The organism is uncultured Intestinibacter sp., from assembly GCF_902468165.1.
Taxonomy (GTDB): Bacteria; Bacillota; Clostridia; order Peptostreptococcales; family Peptostreptococcaceae; genus Intestinibacter.
In genome coordinates this window covers 1-15,362 of record NZ_CABQXJ010000012.1, presented here as the reverse complement: position 1 = coordinate 15,362, position 15,362 = coordinate 1, and the positions used below count along the sequence as shown (strand labels likewise).

The window sequence follows — 15,362 nt, the reverse complement described above, 5'->3', positions numbered from 1 at the left end:
TCTCCATAATTACAATCCCTAATATCTATGATGATGGTGATGATTTAATTTTTCTATATTTAATTTATTAAATTGTCTGCTTATTAAATTCATCTTCCATTCCTCCACTTCAATTATTTACTGTAATTTAATTTATGTCGAAAACTGTATTTTGTTAAATTTTCTAATATTTATTTTGATACTTTAAATAGTAGTACACTTCTTTTTAATTTTCAATAATTTTTTATTATTTATATTCTCTTCCACTTTGCACTTCTACCTTTTGCCACAACTTCAATTTTCCCGTCTTTTCTCATATTATTAAAAACTCTATTTATTGTAGGCTCTGGTATATCTGGGCATTGTATTTTTATATCATCTTTTGTAAAATAACCTAAAGTAGAATTGACTATCTTTTCAATTCTCTTTGTTTTAGTTTCTTTTTTGATACTATTTAAGTTAAGTTCTTCTCCTAGATTTAAATATGCATCTAATATAAATTTTAAAAAATATTCTATCCATTTATTTATACTATAATAAAACTTCTCTGTGTCGTTTTTTCTAGCAAATAATCCTTTAAAATAGACCATTTCACTTTCATCATAGATTTTTCCTAAGCTTTCGTATTTTGAAATTGTATATCCATTTTTATTGAGCAATAGCACAGTCAATAGTTTGGCCATTTTTACATTATCTTCTTCAAATGGTGAAATTAATATAAAATCTAGTATAAATGCTGCAACTATTATTAAATTGTCTATTTCATTTTCTCTAATCAATCTATTGTATTCTCTGCACAAATCTTCTATGTATTGATCTAGTCTTTCTTCTATGTTCTTCTTGATTAATACACCGTGATTATTAAAAATATCGTCTCTAAAAAAATCTGTACGTAGAAGGTTATTTTCCTCAGTTCGATATTTTCCTCCTCTAACTAAAGAGAGGCGATGTAGATATCCATGTAGCTCTAGTATCGTCTGTGAACTTAATGACATATCTTCATATGCACTATTTACAGTTTTTAAACTATCCCTAAATTCCATTATGCTGACTTGTTCTCTTGTTTTTGGTTTTACCTCATTTAAAAATATATTTCTTATTTCTTCTCCCTTTAATATGATACTTTCACATGAGTCTATAGTAAAATCTAATACTGCTTTTTCCGTTAATTTTTCTAATACTTCTTTGGGCTGCTTCTTATAAACTATTTGTTTGCCTTTACATTCATTTATAATCGATATCATTTTGACAACTTTCATATTAACAGGTGTATCTAGCAATTTTTTCCCTATAATGTATTCCATAAAATCACTCCAAACCTAAATTTCACTTTTTATAATTAATCACCTTATTTTGACTTAATTTTAGCATATTTTTACATTTCTTACAATTTGATAGTGATTCTATATTTTTTCTAACAATTTAAAAAGTATAGTATTTTTCAAAAAAAGATAAAAAATCAAGGTAATATACTAAAAATCGACTTAATTTTCTTTATTTAAACTTAGTTTTGTTTATTCTATTTTATCAATAGTTTTTTAATATGAAATTTTGTAATCTTTGTAAAAATAAACATCCCCCTTTATACATTTTAATTATATATTGTAATTAATTTTGTATTTAGAGGGATTTTATTTTATTTATTGTCGTATTTATTAGTCGATATCAACTCTTCTTTTATTTTTTTATTTTCTTTATCTAAATAAACTCTATATGTCTTTATTATTATTTTATCTTTTTTATATTCATGCTCTGTTCTTACGTATATTCTTTGTGCATCATCTCTACACCCATAAATCTTACTTGTAATAGATCCTTTGCCCACTATATTTTTTATATATATTGGATGAGAATATGGATTTTTAAATTTTAGATCATAATATCCATAAGCTACTGTCGCATCTCTTCCACCTGAAACATAGTGAGATAAGTAAGTGTGGTTGTGAACTTCTACTATTTCTAATCCAGCGAGTAGTGCTGCATTGTATATTGTTGTAGATACTTGGCACACTCCGCCGCCTTCACCATTTATATATTTTCCTCCGACAATTACTGGTGCATATTTGTATCCTTTGCTTAGAACTCTAGGTCCAGTTGCATTATTGTATGAATATGTTTCCTGGGGCATGATGATTATATCACTTGAACTCTCGCCTGCAACATGAATATTGCTACCTCTAGATGTTTCATTATTAAAAGCAGTTGAAAATTGTCCTAATATAGAATTTACACTTTCTACGTCCTCTGTTTTTAATTTAGGTATTGTAGTTTTTACTGGAAGATTTAGATCCATGATATTTTTATTTTTTATAATATCGTCTATTTCTTTTTTTATTTCGTCTTTTTGAAGTTCTTTACCATCTTTTGATGGTAACTTTTTAAAACTTCCGTCATTTTCTATCGCCAAAGTAGCACTCAAAGCCTCTCTATCTATTTGCTGTGCAATACAGTCGATTATCACATCTAATTTATCTTTGTCATAAGTGGCTTCTAGTGCTATATGATGCCTCTCATTTAAGATAAGTTTTGATTTTCGTTTTAAATTTTCTAGTTTTTTAGCTGTTCTTGTGTAGGAAAGTGCTTTATTAGTCGCTTCTTTCACCTTATATCTAAAATCTATATCAGAAGGATGTATTGTCCACACTTTTGAGTTGTATTTTAAATTTATATCTTCTAGTGGATAAGCTTCATTTAAAATATCTATACATTGTTTTTCTGTCATAGATTCCATATTTATATTTTCAATATATACATTTTTATAAATTTTCTCTTCTTTATTTTTTATTATAGTGTTTCCCAAACAACAAGTTAGAATAATAAAAGTAAAGATAACACTTATAATTTTTTTATACATATAAAATCCTCCCGTTTCAATACACAAGAAATTTGTGTATTTTCTTTTACATATTTATTATTCTTCCTTTTTGTTTCTTTAATAATACAAAAAAACTATTAGATATTATCAAATGTGATATTATCTAATAGTTTTAATGCAATTTATTTAAATCTTCTTACGCTTTTTTTCATTTTTTTCTTCTTCTAGTATTTTCTTTTGAAGTTCTTGCATATGTCTTATTATATAAAAATCAATATCGTCATTGTCGCTATCAAATCCCCAATGAGTTTCTAACATACGTATACTTCTATAACAAAGTCCTGAATTACCTTGTAATTTAAAGTCGATTAAGTCAAATAACCAACATTCTCTAGTGTTTACATCCCACAAATCGTGTTTTTTTATGTACTCATCTAAAATATTTCTGTATTTCATAAGTGTTGGGTAGTCAATTGTCACATGTTCCATAAAAACATTGAATTTTTTCCCTCTAGCCATATCTAAATCCCCCTCAAAATATATTTCATATTCCATATAAATTATATCATATTTTTACATATTTTGTTAATTTAGATAAATAGCTATTTATACATAATAATTTAGATAAAATCACTATTTATATATAATTTAAGCTGAGTATTTATATCAACTTACCCTTTATATACTACTTTTCCTTCAGATATAGTATATTTTATCTTTGCGTCTAATATTTCTCCTATAAATGGTGTATTTGTAGCCTTAGATGCAAATTCTTTTACTTCCCATTTTTCATCTGGATTGAATATTACTATATCAGCAAATGAGCCTTCTTTTATAAAACCTCTGTCTAGATTGTAAAGTTTTGCTGGATTTATAGTCATTTTTTCTAATAAATGCATTAAATCTAAATGACCACCTTTAACTAAAGTTTTTACCCCAAGACCTAAAGCTGTTTCAAGACCAGTTATACCACTTGGACATTTAGTAAACTCGTTGTCTTTTTCTTCTTTTGTGTGTGGAGCGTGGTCTGTCGCTATTATTTCTATTGTATCGTCTTTTAATCCTTCTATTATAGCTAGACGGTCTTCTTCTGTTCTAAGAGGAGGATTCATCTTTGCCAGTGAACCGTATTTTAAAACTGCTTCTTCATTTAATGTAAAATGGTGTGGACTAGCTTCTGCATAGACATTAGCACCTAAAGACTTTGCAAACTTGACAGTTTTAACGGCTTCTTTTGAGCTTATATGTTGAATATTTACTTTTGCCCCTGTTTCTAAAGCTATCATAACATCTCTCGACACCATTATATTTTCAGCTATAGATGGTGCTCCACCTTCAAGCTTTAATGCTTTTGATACTTTACCTTCATTTACCCCTGCTTTAGTTATAAATACTGGATTTTCTTCGTGTAAACTTATAGGTACATTTAATTCTTTTGCTTTTTTCATAGCTTCATACACAAGTCTAGTGTGTTTTATTGGGATACCATCATCACTAAATCCTACAGCTCCAGCTTCAAACATTTCATCAAAATCTACAAGTTCCTTTCCTCTAAGTCCCTTTGTAACAGTCGAAACTTGAAGTACATTTATATCAGACTCTTTACCTTTATCTAATACATATTTTAAAGTTTCTGGATTATCTACTACTGGTTTTGTATTTGCCATACATACAACAGTTGTAAAACCACCTTTTGCTGCTGATTTTGCTCCTGTAAATATGTCTTCTTTGCGTGTAAAACCTGGGTCTCTAAAGTGCACATGTATATCTATAAGACCTGGAGAAACTACACATCCACTTGCATCAATAACAGTTTCAAAATCTTTTTCAGATAAATTTTTCCCTATTTCTTTTATCTTTTCATTTTCAATCGCTATATCTACTATTTCATCTCTTTTAGAAAGTGGATCTATTAATCTACCATTTTTTATTAAAATCATAACTCACTTATTAACGTATAATTTATATAAATAACGTTAATTACTCCTCTCTATATGTATATTTTAATTTTCAAGTTTTAATTGATTATATCTATTTTATATTGTATTTAATCACTTAACAAGTTTAAAAAATATATTTTGTTTTATATGTATAGCTTTTTTAGGACAAAGCTCGTGACAGCAATAACATCTTATACATTTTTTTAAATTTATTTCGGCGCCCTTGTCTGTAATTTGTATTACTTTGGAAGGACAAGACACCTTACACTTCCCACATTTTACACATTTTTTATAATCTACTATCGGCTTTGGAGTTATTATTTTATCTACTATATCGCCTAAAACTTTAGGTAGTTTTAATGATAAAAGTCTAAAATCAGAACTTGTAATCGGAATTTTAAAATCTTTTACTATAAAGTTTTCTATACTATCTCCTAAAAACTCTATATCAGAAAAATCATCTTTTATTAAGTTTCTCTTTATAGAGCCCCTTACTGTTCCAACTTTTATAGGGTCTAAATTTATAAGTTTGCATCCAGCTATATCGAGTGCATATGGGCTATAAGATGCTAATAAAACACCTATTTTTCTAATATCACCAGCAGTAGGCCCCTCACCTTCCATTCCATAAACTCCATCCATAATTGTAAGGCTTGGATTTATATATTGACATATATCTAATAGTACATTTTCGCAAAATAGCTCTTCTGTCTGAAATCTATAATGTATTTCCGTCTTTTCTAAACCTGCAATTACACCGTATAGATTTTTTACACCACCTGTGTATTTTGCCATCTTGTGTGTCTTTAATTTGCATAAATTTATAACATGGTCGACTTTAGTTATTGGACTTATAATATTCATACTTTTTAAATATATCGCGTTGTCATTTTGAACTTTTGTTTCAGAAGTATCGTAATTAAACTCTACATCTAAGCCTTTTAGCTCATCTATCAATCCACATGTTTTATAAAATCCTTTTAAGTTGTTTTTTGTATATGGACCGCCCGGACTTTCAGCAATTATCACCTTACAATTTAATTTTAATAATTCTTCACAAACAACTCTAACAAGAACAGGGTGAGTAGTCGCCCCTTCTTCTGGAGATTTTTTTATTACTAAATTAGGCTTTATAAGTACCTTACTGTTGGGTTTTATAAAACTTTCAAGAGGTCCTATATCACTTATCAAATCTTCAAATGATTTTTTCAAAATATCATAATCATAACTTTCACATTCCCTAATACTCACTTGTTTCATATTCGTTTTCCCTTTCGTTTTTTATTATATATTCTAAAAAAATGTTGGAATAATATATCCCAACATTTTATACTTTTCTATTTAATTTATATACTCAATATTTGATATACGATAATTAAATTTCGATGTGCTATCATTATCGACTAATGAAACTTTATATTGTCCTATATAATCATGGTCTCCACCATTGGATTCAAAATATGCATCTACAATAGCTGTATATGTTTTATCGTTATTATCATATGCGTCTATTACTTCTATACTAATCCAAGGCCCTCCATCTGCTGGTGTTATATAATACATATCTTCTGATTCTGAATAATATAATAAATTTGAAAAATCATTTATTGTGTCATTTAATCTAGCTCCATTAAATTTACTAGATATAACTTTAATATATTGATTTGCATCATCTCTAGCTATACAATAGCCATTATTCGACATTATAAAATAGTCGCCACCTACATAAGTATTTAAGACCATATACGCTGTATTTGGCAGATATGTTGAATTTACTGCAGTATCGTAATCTATATTTTCTTGGTACATATTATATAAAACTGATGATATAATAACTTCTTCTGAAGATATATCTATTTTTTCTTTTACAGTATTTTGTGTAGAGCCTGATTGATTATCACTGCTAGATAAGTCGTTATCACTACCTGCTAAATTTTCATTGTCGTTTATCTCTGAAGAAGTATTCGTATTAAAATTTTCTCTCGAACTCAAGCTGTTTTCACACCCTATTGTAATTAATCCTATGCATATAATAAGTGTAAAAATTAATTTTTTCATTTTATTTCTCCCCTTCATTTCTTATAAATTATACCCTTTTTAAATATATCTTATTTCTATCTAAATAGATATATTCCCTCGTATTTATAGTATAAGATTTATTTATTTTTTTCTCTAAGCATCTTTTTAATATATTGAAAATGTGCATCTCTTTTTTTATTTCCTGAAGATCTCATATTGGGGAATGCATTTATCAATCTTCTGTGTATAAATGCCTTTTGTTTTAAAGAACTAAATTTAAATTGTATATCATCAATTTTATCTTGTATTGCTAAATCGCCGTATTTTGATGAAGCCATTTTTAATTTCTGAGCGACTTCTTCTGGACTTTTCTTTAATTTACTTAAAAACTCATCATCTTCATATAATTTAAATTTTGAATGTATTTTCTTCATATCATCTACAAGCATTGTCAGTGAATCTACTTTTAATGTCAATGTTCCTAATGCCCTTGCTGTAACTATTAAATCACTAATCATAGTGATAATAGCGAAAATTAAAAGCACATACAACACTGTAGTATTCATTTTTTCTAAATTATTTATAATAAATGGATGCAAAAATTCAACAACAAATACACTCATAATTCCAAACATAGTAGAATTTAATAAACAAACCTTGCCATTTATATTGCATTTATGATTTGAATAATCCCACCATTTTGCATGAAATAACTTTTCTAGTATAGTTGCTGTTATATATTCAAGCATAGATGTCAAAATCATTCCCGATATAAATACACCTATCATGCTATCTCTATAAGACCAGCACCCAATAATTATAATCAACGCTCCTACACCATAAACTGGGCATACTGGTCCATTCAAAAATCCTCTATTTATCACCTTTTTCTGTAGACAAGAACAGTATATACTCTCGCAAACCCAGCCTAAAAATGAATATATAAAAAAATACAACATGTAATTATACACTATACTCATAAACTCCTCCTTAATATTTATTTATATTCTACCTTATAATTATTAACTCTTCATTACTTTTTACAATTTTTAGAAATAAACAATATTTTAATTATACTATATAAATACATGTTTATATTAAATTATGATAATTCTGCCTGAATTTTTTTTCTTTTTCTCCAACTATAATAACCATATAAATCATTTATAAGAAATACTAAAAAACAAACAACTATCGAAATATAAATAAATTATTTTTAAATTTAAGATTTTTTCAAATATTTCCAAAAAACCAGTTGACTTTTCAAAATATTTGTAATATACTTCATAACATAAATTAAATAAGTCTTATCAAGAGCGGTGGAGGGACTGGCCCTATGAAACCCGGCAACCAATATAATTTATATATGGTGCTAAATCCTGCAGCATTGTGCTGAAAGATAAGTATAAACTGATAACGTGGTCTGAGTTTATACTCAGACCTTTTTTAGTTTTTAAATTCTTTATATAAGAAGATAGACTTATTTAAAAAATTACAACAAGGGGGTATTTCTTATTATGAAGAAATCAAAAAAAATTATATCTATTGTATTATGCTTATTAGCAGTATTATCACTTTCAGTAGGTTGCTCTAAATCAGATGCCGAAGACAAAGTAATTAAAGTGGGAGCAACTCAAGTTCCTGGTGGAGATTTATTTGAGTATTTAAAAGACGATATTGAAAAAGAAGGTTACGAACTTAAAATAACAATATTTGATGATTACAACCTTCCAAATGAAGCTTTAGACAACGGTGAAATCGATGCAAACTTATTCCAACATGAGCCATATTTAAATAAAGCAAAAGAAGAAAAAGGTTATAAATTATCACCAGTAGTTGGTTTATATGAATCTCCATTATACGTATATTCTTATAAAATAAAATCTATTGATGATTTAAAAGCAGGCGACAAATTTGCTCTTCCAGATGATCCAACAAATGGCTCAAGAGCTCTTAAATATCTACAAGATGAGCTAGGTTTAATAAAATTAAAAGATGGTGTTGAAAATCCTGGAGTTAAAGATATAGTTGAAAATCCTAAAAAAATCGAGTTTATCGAAGCAAATGCAGCTCAACTTCCATCTCTTTTAAGTGATGTAACTTGCGCATTTATAAATGGTAACTACGCTGTTGCAGCTAACTTAGATGCTAATAAAGACAGTATCTACTGCCCAAAATTAGATGGAACTTATACAAATATACTCGTAAGTAGAACTGATGATGTAGATAGTGAAAAAATTCAAGTTCTTAAAAAAGTTTTAACTAGTGAAAAATCTAAAAAATTCTTAGAAGAACATTATAAAGGTGTTATAGTACCTGTATTTTAGACAAGAAAACCTCGCACAAAATGCGAGGTTTTTTTATTGTATTTCATTTTTATGAAATAGCCTTCATTAAATATATTTTAGTGTTAAAATATTAATAAGATAAATTATAAAAAACAAATCGTTCTTAAATATAAATACGCCAGTCTCTTAGAAAGACACTTAATCATTTGTCATACGCTATGTCTTAAAGAAATATTTAAATTATAATTATGGAGATAAAATTGTTATATGAACAGATATATTGCTTTATTAAGAGGAATAAATATAAGCAGAAAAAATAAGATAGCTATGTCTGAATTAAAAGAAGGATTTATTAAACTTCATTTTACAGATGTTTCTACATATCTCAATAGTGGTAATGTTATTTTTTCAAGTGATATTGATGATAAAAATATTCTTTCAGTCTTTCAGATAATATAAAATCCATGATAAAAGACAGATTTGATTTAGACATACCGATTTTTATTATTTTACAAGAAGAATTAAAAGAAATATTAAATAATGCACCTAATTGGTGGTCAAGAACTACTAGTTCTAATATAAGTGATAATATTACAATTAGAACTGCAAATACTGTAAGGAAAATTATTAATAAATAATATTAATGCTAAAACAAAGCTTGATGAGATAATTAAGTTATCATCAAAATATCTTGATGAACTTAAATGTTAATTAAGTAGGGGGGCTTTATACAAAAGGTACAAGTTAGAATTAAAGAAAAATACTAAGCAAATTAATTCTGTAGATGATTGGTACAACTTTGCACCACCCCAAAATTCAAGTCTACACTGGAAAGATGGAAGAAGTGCTAAAGAATTAGCCAAATATATAATAGGTGGAAATGGATGTATTCCAAAAGAAATAGAAATTATACTGTCTCAGTTAGGATGCAATCCAAATAGCATATTCTATGGTGAACCCGAAGCAGTAACAAGTCTTGAAGGTAGAGGTAGTGGTCGTCACCATGACTTATTACTTGTTAAGGAAAGTGAAGTTGTAATAGGAATTGAAGCCAAGAGTGATGAAGATTTTGGGAAAGCAGCTCATGAAGAGTTATTTGGAAATAATGATTATAAACAATTACTTTATAGTATATCTGACAATAAATTTACAAGAGTAAATAGTCTATATAATGATATTTATGGATATGATTTATATAAAAATATAGAGATAAGATATCAACTTTTAACATCTACAAAAGGTGTCTTAAAAGAGGCAAAAAAAACAAATGCATCTAAGGCAGTTTTGCTCATTCTTACATTCAAAAAGGAAAACTGCTATTCAGAAAGAAAGATAAAATCAAATTTGCAAGATCTAAATAATTTTATCGATAGCTTAGGTACTCCTTTAAAAAATGGACAGTACAATTTACCTGGATATCCTAATATAGATTTTATGTAAAACATATTGAGATAGATGTTTAAAAAATAAAACTAGCTAAATTTATAATAAATTAGCTAGTTTTTTCATAATGCGCCCAAATTTTTACTACTTATAAAGCATTTGCATCAAGGTTTAATTCTACTAAAGATTCTACTGTTTCACTACTATTTTCTTGTCTATTTATCAATACATTCATGAAAATCATTAATAAATTAAATATACCTATAACTATAAATCCATATACTAATGGATGCAAATTATTACCTATACCAATAGGTGACACTCTCATAAAGCCATAATTAGATCCTATTATATGATTTAATATAAACATAGATACATGGTATATATTAGTGAAATATATAGCTGTTTTAAAGTCCTTTTTATCAAATTTAACACATTCTATAAATATGCAATAAACAGAACCCCAAAGAAGGAATAGGTGTCCTATGAAGAAAGAAAATTGAGTTATATGAGGAAATAAAAATGGGTCTAATCCTGATGGATATATTAATGCAAATACTGCACCTATCAATCCCCACATAGAACCTAATTTTCTACAGATACTTTTATTAAATAATAGTCCAATTCCCATAAGTATTATTGCAACTCTGCAATGATATAATGGTAGACCTTCAGTTAATACATGGTATTTTGATAGTAAATACCATGCATATAATATTATTTGTTGTGATAATAATACTATACCTATAATTTTTTCGAATTTCCTATTTACAGCAATTCTCTTTATCATAGATATTATACCCAAAGTACCTATGAATAATATAGCTATATGCTGCCATCCAAACATCTTAAAATTACAGTATTTTGATGTTTTTCTAAAAAAGTATTTTAAAAAATCCATTTTGTCTAACTCCCAGTTTTATTTATTAAAATAGTTTATATTATAATAAAACTATTTTTAAAACACATATATATAATTTATAATTTGCAGCTATGTATAAATTAATATAATTCATATGTGTTAAAAAAGGAGTGAATACAATTAAAAATTTGTGATTCTATTCACTCCTTTTTTACTACATATTTTCACTGATTATCTTCAATTCTCGTTTCAAAATACTATAAAGTTCTTCTGCACTTTCCTTACAACCATTCTCTACCCAAATTTCAAGTGCTACGAAGGCTATTTGATTAAGTATGGGAGTACAATACATCAAATCATGCTTATTCATTTCAACTTCTATATTCTGTATAAGTTGACTTTCTTTTTTTCTTGTAGAAAATAAAAATATATCATATCGTCTACTTTTTACAATTGCTGTAATATTTCACTTTTAACATCTCTGCTAATCCATCACATATAAGATTTGCTGACTTATATACACGTTTATCATGCTTGATATGATACAATTTATATCGCCTCCGTTTTATAAGTTGTGATACTATTGTAGCATTTCTTTTTGTATATTAAAATGACTTTACCAAATATATTTATTATTTTTAATAAAGCATTTTTGCTTAAAATGGAGGTTATTATGAAAGAAAAATTAAATGTATCTTTTAAAATGGAAGATGATTACTTACCACCACTTAAAACCTTGGCTACGATATCCTTTGTGATATTACTATGTTCTATGCCACTTTTTGCATTAAACGGTGGAATTGGCGAATATGTAAGAGAATATTTCGGTATAATATGGCACATTTCTATGTTTTTCTTTATCAACAAATTAGCAACTCCTAAATGGGGTTAAACAGCTGGTATCTTTTGGATTGTACTCGATATATTAAGCGGTATTCTCTATATAAACAATTTTTATAGCATCCTTGGAGATGCTTCTCTTGGCATTGCAGTCCAAAATGGTCTTTCTTTATGTCTAACAATAAGACTTACTGCGCACTGTTTTGAAGGAATTTGGTTGATATCATCTGCATTTACAACAAGTAATAAAGTTATTAAGGTGTGTGGTGTACTTGCTGGAATCTTTATCGCAGGCTATAGCATAATAAGTCCTTTCGCCCCATCATGGGTGCTAATGCTAAATGTACCGTTTATGATTATATGGTTCTTTATGATTGTTATAGGAAAATATTAAAAAAAGTAGGTATTACATCACTTAGTATAATACCTACTTTTTTGTTTATATTAAATCGTGAGCATATTCTGCAATCGGAGCATTTTTTAAGAATTTATTTCCGATTATTATAAACAATACTGTAAATAAAATTTCTAAAATAATAGTTATAATTGGCTTTTCAACAAAACAAGTTATACTCCACATTATTGTTTCAAGTTTATCCCCAATATATCTATTACTAAATAAAATATTAAATACAACTCCCAATAATATACCCGGAATTAATATAAAAACTAAAATATTGTATTTCATTTTTAATCTATAAAACATAGAACCACAAATATAAGCTATAGACATAACAAATAAACTGCTTATAAATCTAATTCCTAAAATTATAAATATATTGTCCATGCCTTCTCCAAGCCACTCTATTGTGCTTGTTCTAGTATAAAACTCTGCTTTAACATTATATAATTTACATATATAATCTAAAGAAAATTCAACTACCACTCCAGATACTACAGCTATTATTATAACAATTAGCATCATCTTGAAAAATGATTTTATACATGCATCTCTATCACCTCTTATATTTAACATCTGTGGTAGGAAGTTATTCGTAAATATTAAAGTTAAAAGAAATACTCCCATATAACATATATCAGACGTTCTACTTATAAAAATTAACCCATCTCTATTATTTGAAAAATAATCTCTCATACCGCTTATAAATGGGATTATATTGTTCACAGCAATCAATATAAATATTATCATTATAAGTTTTGGAATATATCCTTTGAAAATTTCATAAAACGGATTTTTATTCATATAAAGTCACATCCTTTCTATTCATGCTTAAAAATAACTCATTAAGCGATATATTTTCATAAGATATATTAAAATCGTCCATCTTATTTTTTATAGTTTTATTCAAATCGCCGTAATACCAGTAAGTATAATTATCTCCAAAATGTTTTAATGGCCTTTGATCTTTAAGCTCAAAAATATTATTTATCTTATTTTTATTTCCGCTTATAAAATAAGCCTTTTGTCTTATATTTTCTAAGTTATCAGTAATTTTTACATCCCCGTCTTTTATTATTACAACTTCTTCTAATAGATTTTCAACTTCTTCAATTAAGTGAGTTGCAATTATTATTGTTCTTGGATTTTCACTATAACTTTCGATAAGAACGTCATAAAAATAATTTCTATTTACTGCATCTAGCCCTACTGTCGGCTCGTCAAATATTGTGATAGGACAGTTTGAACAAATTCCGATTATATTTGAAAGCAAGGTCTTTTGACCTCTAGACAAACTTTTATATGTAAGTTTTTCGTTTATTTCAAACAATCTACATAATTTGTTTTGTAAGTTATAATCATAGTTTTTATAAAATTTAGAATGCATATTAAAAATGCTTTTAACCTTATAATCTTTTAGGAAAAACTCCTTCTCTCTTACAATACATATATCCTCCAAAACTGAAATGTCTTCTTTAACAGTTTTTCCAAATATCTTAATTTCACCACTTTTACATACAAGCTGATTGCCGATTAAGTTGATAAGTGTACTCTTTCCAGTACCATTTTTCCCTAAAAGACCATAAATCTTTCCGTATTCAAAGTTTATATTCATATTATTACAGATTATTTTTTTCCCAAAGCTATGATTTAAGTTTTTTATTTCTATTGCCAAATCCATATTACTCCTCCTTAAAATCACTTATCATATCTAAAAGTTCTTTTTTTGTAATTCCAAGCTTTTTTGCTTCTGAAATCAAATCTTTTAAATAAACTTCTTTAAAATTATCTTTTCTTCCATTTTTAATTATCTCTTTTGCACCTTTAGATACAAACATACCTATACCCCTCTTTTTAAACAAAATCTCCTTATCGACCAATATATTCACACCTTTCAAAACTGTAGCTGGATTGATTTTATAAAATTTTGATAACTCTGTAGTAGACGGAACTTGCATCTCCTCTTTTATTGAATCTGATAAAATCTCATCTTCTATAGCTTTTGAAATTTGGATAAATATCGGCTCATGATCATTAAGTTCTAACTTCAAAGCGCCACCTCCTTATATAGTTAGTTACTTGAGTAGTTAACCACACGTCTATATAATATTCTATTTTCATATATTTGGCAATAGTTTTTTATTAAATATTTTTAAATTAAAAAAAGACCATGCAAATTGGCAAGGTCTTTATCTATATAAATCTCTATTTTTATATTTAAATCAAATTTTATTATCCAAAATATCTTTGTAATAAACCTAAGAATGCTTTACCGTGTCTAGCTTCGTCTTTACACATTTCATGAACTGTATCGTGTATAGCATCTAATCCTAATTCTTTAGCTTTTTTAGCTAGTTTTAATTTTCCATCAGTTGCTCCGTATTCAGCATCAACTCTTACTCTTAAGTTTTCTTTTGTATCAGCTACTACACATTCTCCAAGAAGTTCAGCAAATTTTGCAGCATGTTCAGCTTCTTCGAAAGCTATTCTTTTATATGCTTCTGCTATTTCAGGATACCCTTCTCTATCTGCTTGTCTACTCATTGCTAAATACATCCCTACTTCTGTACATTCTCCAGTAAAGTTAGCTCTTAATGCTTCTACTATTTCTTCGTCTACGCCTTGTGCAACACCTATTCTATGTTCATCAGCCCAAACCATTTCGCCTTTTAATTCAACGAATTTTTCACTTCCTACATGACAGACTGGACATTCTTCTGGTGCAACATCCCCTTCATATATATATCCACAAACTTGACATACCCACTTTTTCATAACGATTCCTCCTAAATATATAAATTATTTTATTAAATTAATATATATAATATACTTTATA

Annotated in this window: 18 protein-coding genes and 1 riboswitch; of the genes, 5 read left to right on the top strand and 13 right to left on the bottom strand. The window is 27.4% G+C overall.

The genetic code is table 11. The features are described 5' to 3' along the window. Nucleotides 1–230 precede the first annotated feature (230 nt). The 7 genes from RDX53_RS03800 to RDX53_RS03770 form a co-directional block, all read right to left on the bottom strand. Complete coding sequence (locus RDX53_RS03800) at nt 231–1,283, bottom strand: Fic family protein (RefSeq protein WP_295676950.1); 1,053 nt, start codon at nt 1,281–1,283, stop codon at nt 231–233. A gap of 332 nt (nt 1,284–1,615) precedes the next feature. Further along, the gene (locus tag RDX53_RS03795; protein ID WP_295572144.1) at nt 1,616–2,833 is read right to left on the bottom strand and encodes a VanW family protein; all 1,218 of its coding nucleotides are present in this window, start codon (nt 2,831–2,833) and stop codon (nt 1,616–1,618) included. 147 nt (nt 2,834–2,980) lie between these two features. Beyond that, complete coding sequence (locus tag RDX53_RS03790; RefSeq protein WP_307993726.1) at nt 2,981–3,313, bottom strand: hypothetical protein; 333 nt, start codon at nt 3,311–3,313, stop codon at nt 2,981–2,983. Between the two features lie 152 nt (nt 3,314–3,465). Continuing rightward, nucleotides 3,466–4,734, bottom strand: a complete 1,269-nt coding sequence (locus tag RDX53_RS03785) for a dihydroorotase (protein WP_295676952.1) — start codon at nt 4,732–4,734, stop codon at nt 3,466–3,468. Nucleotides 4,735–4,845: 111 nt separating this feature from the next. Continuing rightward, nucleotides 4,846–5,994: a DUF362 domain-containing protein gene (locus tag RDX53_RS03780; RefSeq protein ID WP_307993725.1), complete on the bottom strand. Its 1,149-nt coding sequence runs from the start codon at nt 5,992–5,994 to the stop codon at nt 4,846–4,848. 81 nt (nt 5,995–6,075) lie between these two features. Further along, entirely contained in the window at nt 6,076–6,792 is a 717-nt protein-coding gene (locus RDX53_RS03775) for a hypothetical protein (RefSeq protein WP_307993724.1), read from the bottom strand. A 98-nt stretch (nt 6,793–6,890) separates the two neighbouring features. Beyond that, on the bottom strand, nt 6,891–7,733 hold the full coding sequence (locus tag RDX53_RS03770) for a putative ABC transporter permease (RefSeq protein ID WP_307993723.1): 843 nt from the start codon (nt 7,731–7,733) through the stop codon (nt 6,891–6,893). Between the two features lie 324 nt (nt 7,734–8,057). After that, a riboswitch (SAM riboswitch) is annotated at nt 8,058–8,159 on the top strand. Nucleotides 8,160–8,270: 111 nt separating this feature from the next. On the opposite strand from RDX53_RS03770, the gene RDX53_RS03765 reads away from it, so the two are divergent. The 3 genes from RDX53_RS03765 to RDX53_RS14020 all read left to right on the top strand — a co-directional run bounded on the left by RDX53_RS03765 (nt 8,271) and on the right by RDX53_RS14020 (nt 9,679). Continuing rightward, nucleotides 8,271–9,080: a MetQ/NlpA family ABC transporter substrate-binding protein gene (locus RDX53_RS03765; protein WP_195931558.1), complete on the top strand. Its 810-nt coding sequence runs from the start codon at nt 8,271–8,273 to the stop codon at nt 9,078–9,080. A gap of 228 nt (nt 9,081–9,308) precedes the next feature. Further along, nucleotides 9,309–9,500 (top strand): DUF1697 domain-containing protein, encoded by a 192-nt coding sequence (locus RDX53_RS14025; protein ID WP_330605605.1) that lies wholly within the window; start codon nt 9,309–9,311, stop codon nt 9,498–9,500. 5 nt (nt 9,501–9,505) lie between these two features. Next, nucleotides 9,506–9,679 carry a DUF1697 domain-containing protein gene (locus tag RDX53_RS14020; protein WP_331606674.1) on the top strand — a complete coding sequence of 58 codons (174 nt, stop codon included), beginning with the start codon at nt 9,506–9,508 and terminating at the stop codon, nt 9,677–9,679. 893 nt (nt 9,680–10,572) lie between these two features. Here the strand turns inward: RDX53_RS14020 and RDX53_RS03755 are convergent. Together RDX53_RS03755 and RDX53_RS03750 are read right to left on the bottom strand one after the other, a co-directional pair. Next, nucleotides 10,573–11,325: a TIGR02206 family membrane protein gene (locus RDX53_RS03755; RefSeq protein WP_307993722.1), complete on the bottom strand. Its 753-nt coding sequence runs from the start codon at nt 11,323–11,325 to the stop codon at nt 10,573–10,575. Between the two features lie 175 nt (nt 11,326–11,500). Further along, nucleotides 11,501–11,638 carry a hypothetical protein gene (locus RDX53_RS03750; protein WP_307993721.1) on the bottom strand — a complete coding sequence of 46 codons (138 nt, stop codon included), beginning with the start codon at nt 11,636–11,638 and terminating at the stop codon, nt 11,501–11,503. 321 nt (nt 11,639–11,959) lie between these two features. Between RDX53_RS03750 and RDX53_RS03745 the strand changes: the two genes are divergently transcribed. Together RDX53_RS03745 and RDX53_RS03740 are read left to right on the top strand one after the other, a co-directional pair. Continuing rightward, nucleotides 11,960–12,178, top strand: coding sequence for a hypothetical protein (locus RDX53_RS03745; protein ID WP_307993720.1), 219 nt, complete (start codon nt 11,960–11,962; stop codon nt 12,176–12,178). Nucleotides 12,179–12,343: 165 nt separating this feature from the next. Then, a complete protein-coding gene (locus RDX53_RS03740; protein WP_307993719.1) occupies nt 12,344–12,520 on the top strand; it encodes a hypothetical protein in 177 nt (58 codons plus the stop codon). Nucleotides 12,521–12,565: 45 nt separating this feature from the next. Here the strand turns inward: RDX53_RS03740 and RDX53_RS03735 are convergent, their stop codons facing one another. From RDX53_RS03735 to RDX53_RS03720, 4 genes are all read right to left on the bottom strand, one after another. Then, nucleotides 12,566–13,330 (bottom strand): hypothetical protein, encoded by a 765-nt coding sequence (locus RDX53_RS03735; protein WP_307993718.1) that lies wholly within the window; start codon nt 13,328–13,330, stop codon nt 12,566–12,568. After that, nucleotides 13,323–14,207 carry an ABC transporter ATP-binding protein gene (locus RDX53_RS03730; RefSeq protein WP_195931552.1) on the bottom strand — a complete coding sequence of 295 codons (885 nt, stop codon included), beginning with the start codon at nt 14,205–14,207 and terminating at the stop codon, nt 13,323–13,325. The genes RDX53_RS03735 and RDX53_RS03730 overlap by 8 nt, the downstream gene beginning before the upstream one ends. A gap of 1 nt (nt 14,208) precedes the next feature. Further along, nucleotides 14,209–14,577 carry a GntR family transcriptional regulator gene (locus tag RDX53_RS03725; RefSeq protein ID WP_195931551.1) on the bottom strand — a complete coding sequence of 123 codons (369 nt, stop codon included), beginning with the start codon at nt 14,575–14,577 and terminating at the stop codon, nt 14,209–14,211. A gap of 181 nt (nt 14,578–14,758) precedes the next feature. Continuing rightward, the gene (locus RDX53_RS03720) at nt 14,759–15,301 is read right to left on the bottom strand and encodes an NADH peroxidase (RefSeq protein ID WP_295571793.1); all 543 of its coding nucleotides are present in this window, start codon (nt 15,299–15,301) and stop codon (nt 14,759–14,761) included. Nucleotides 15,302–15,362 lie beyond the last annotated feature (61 nt).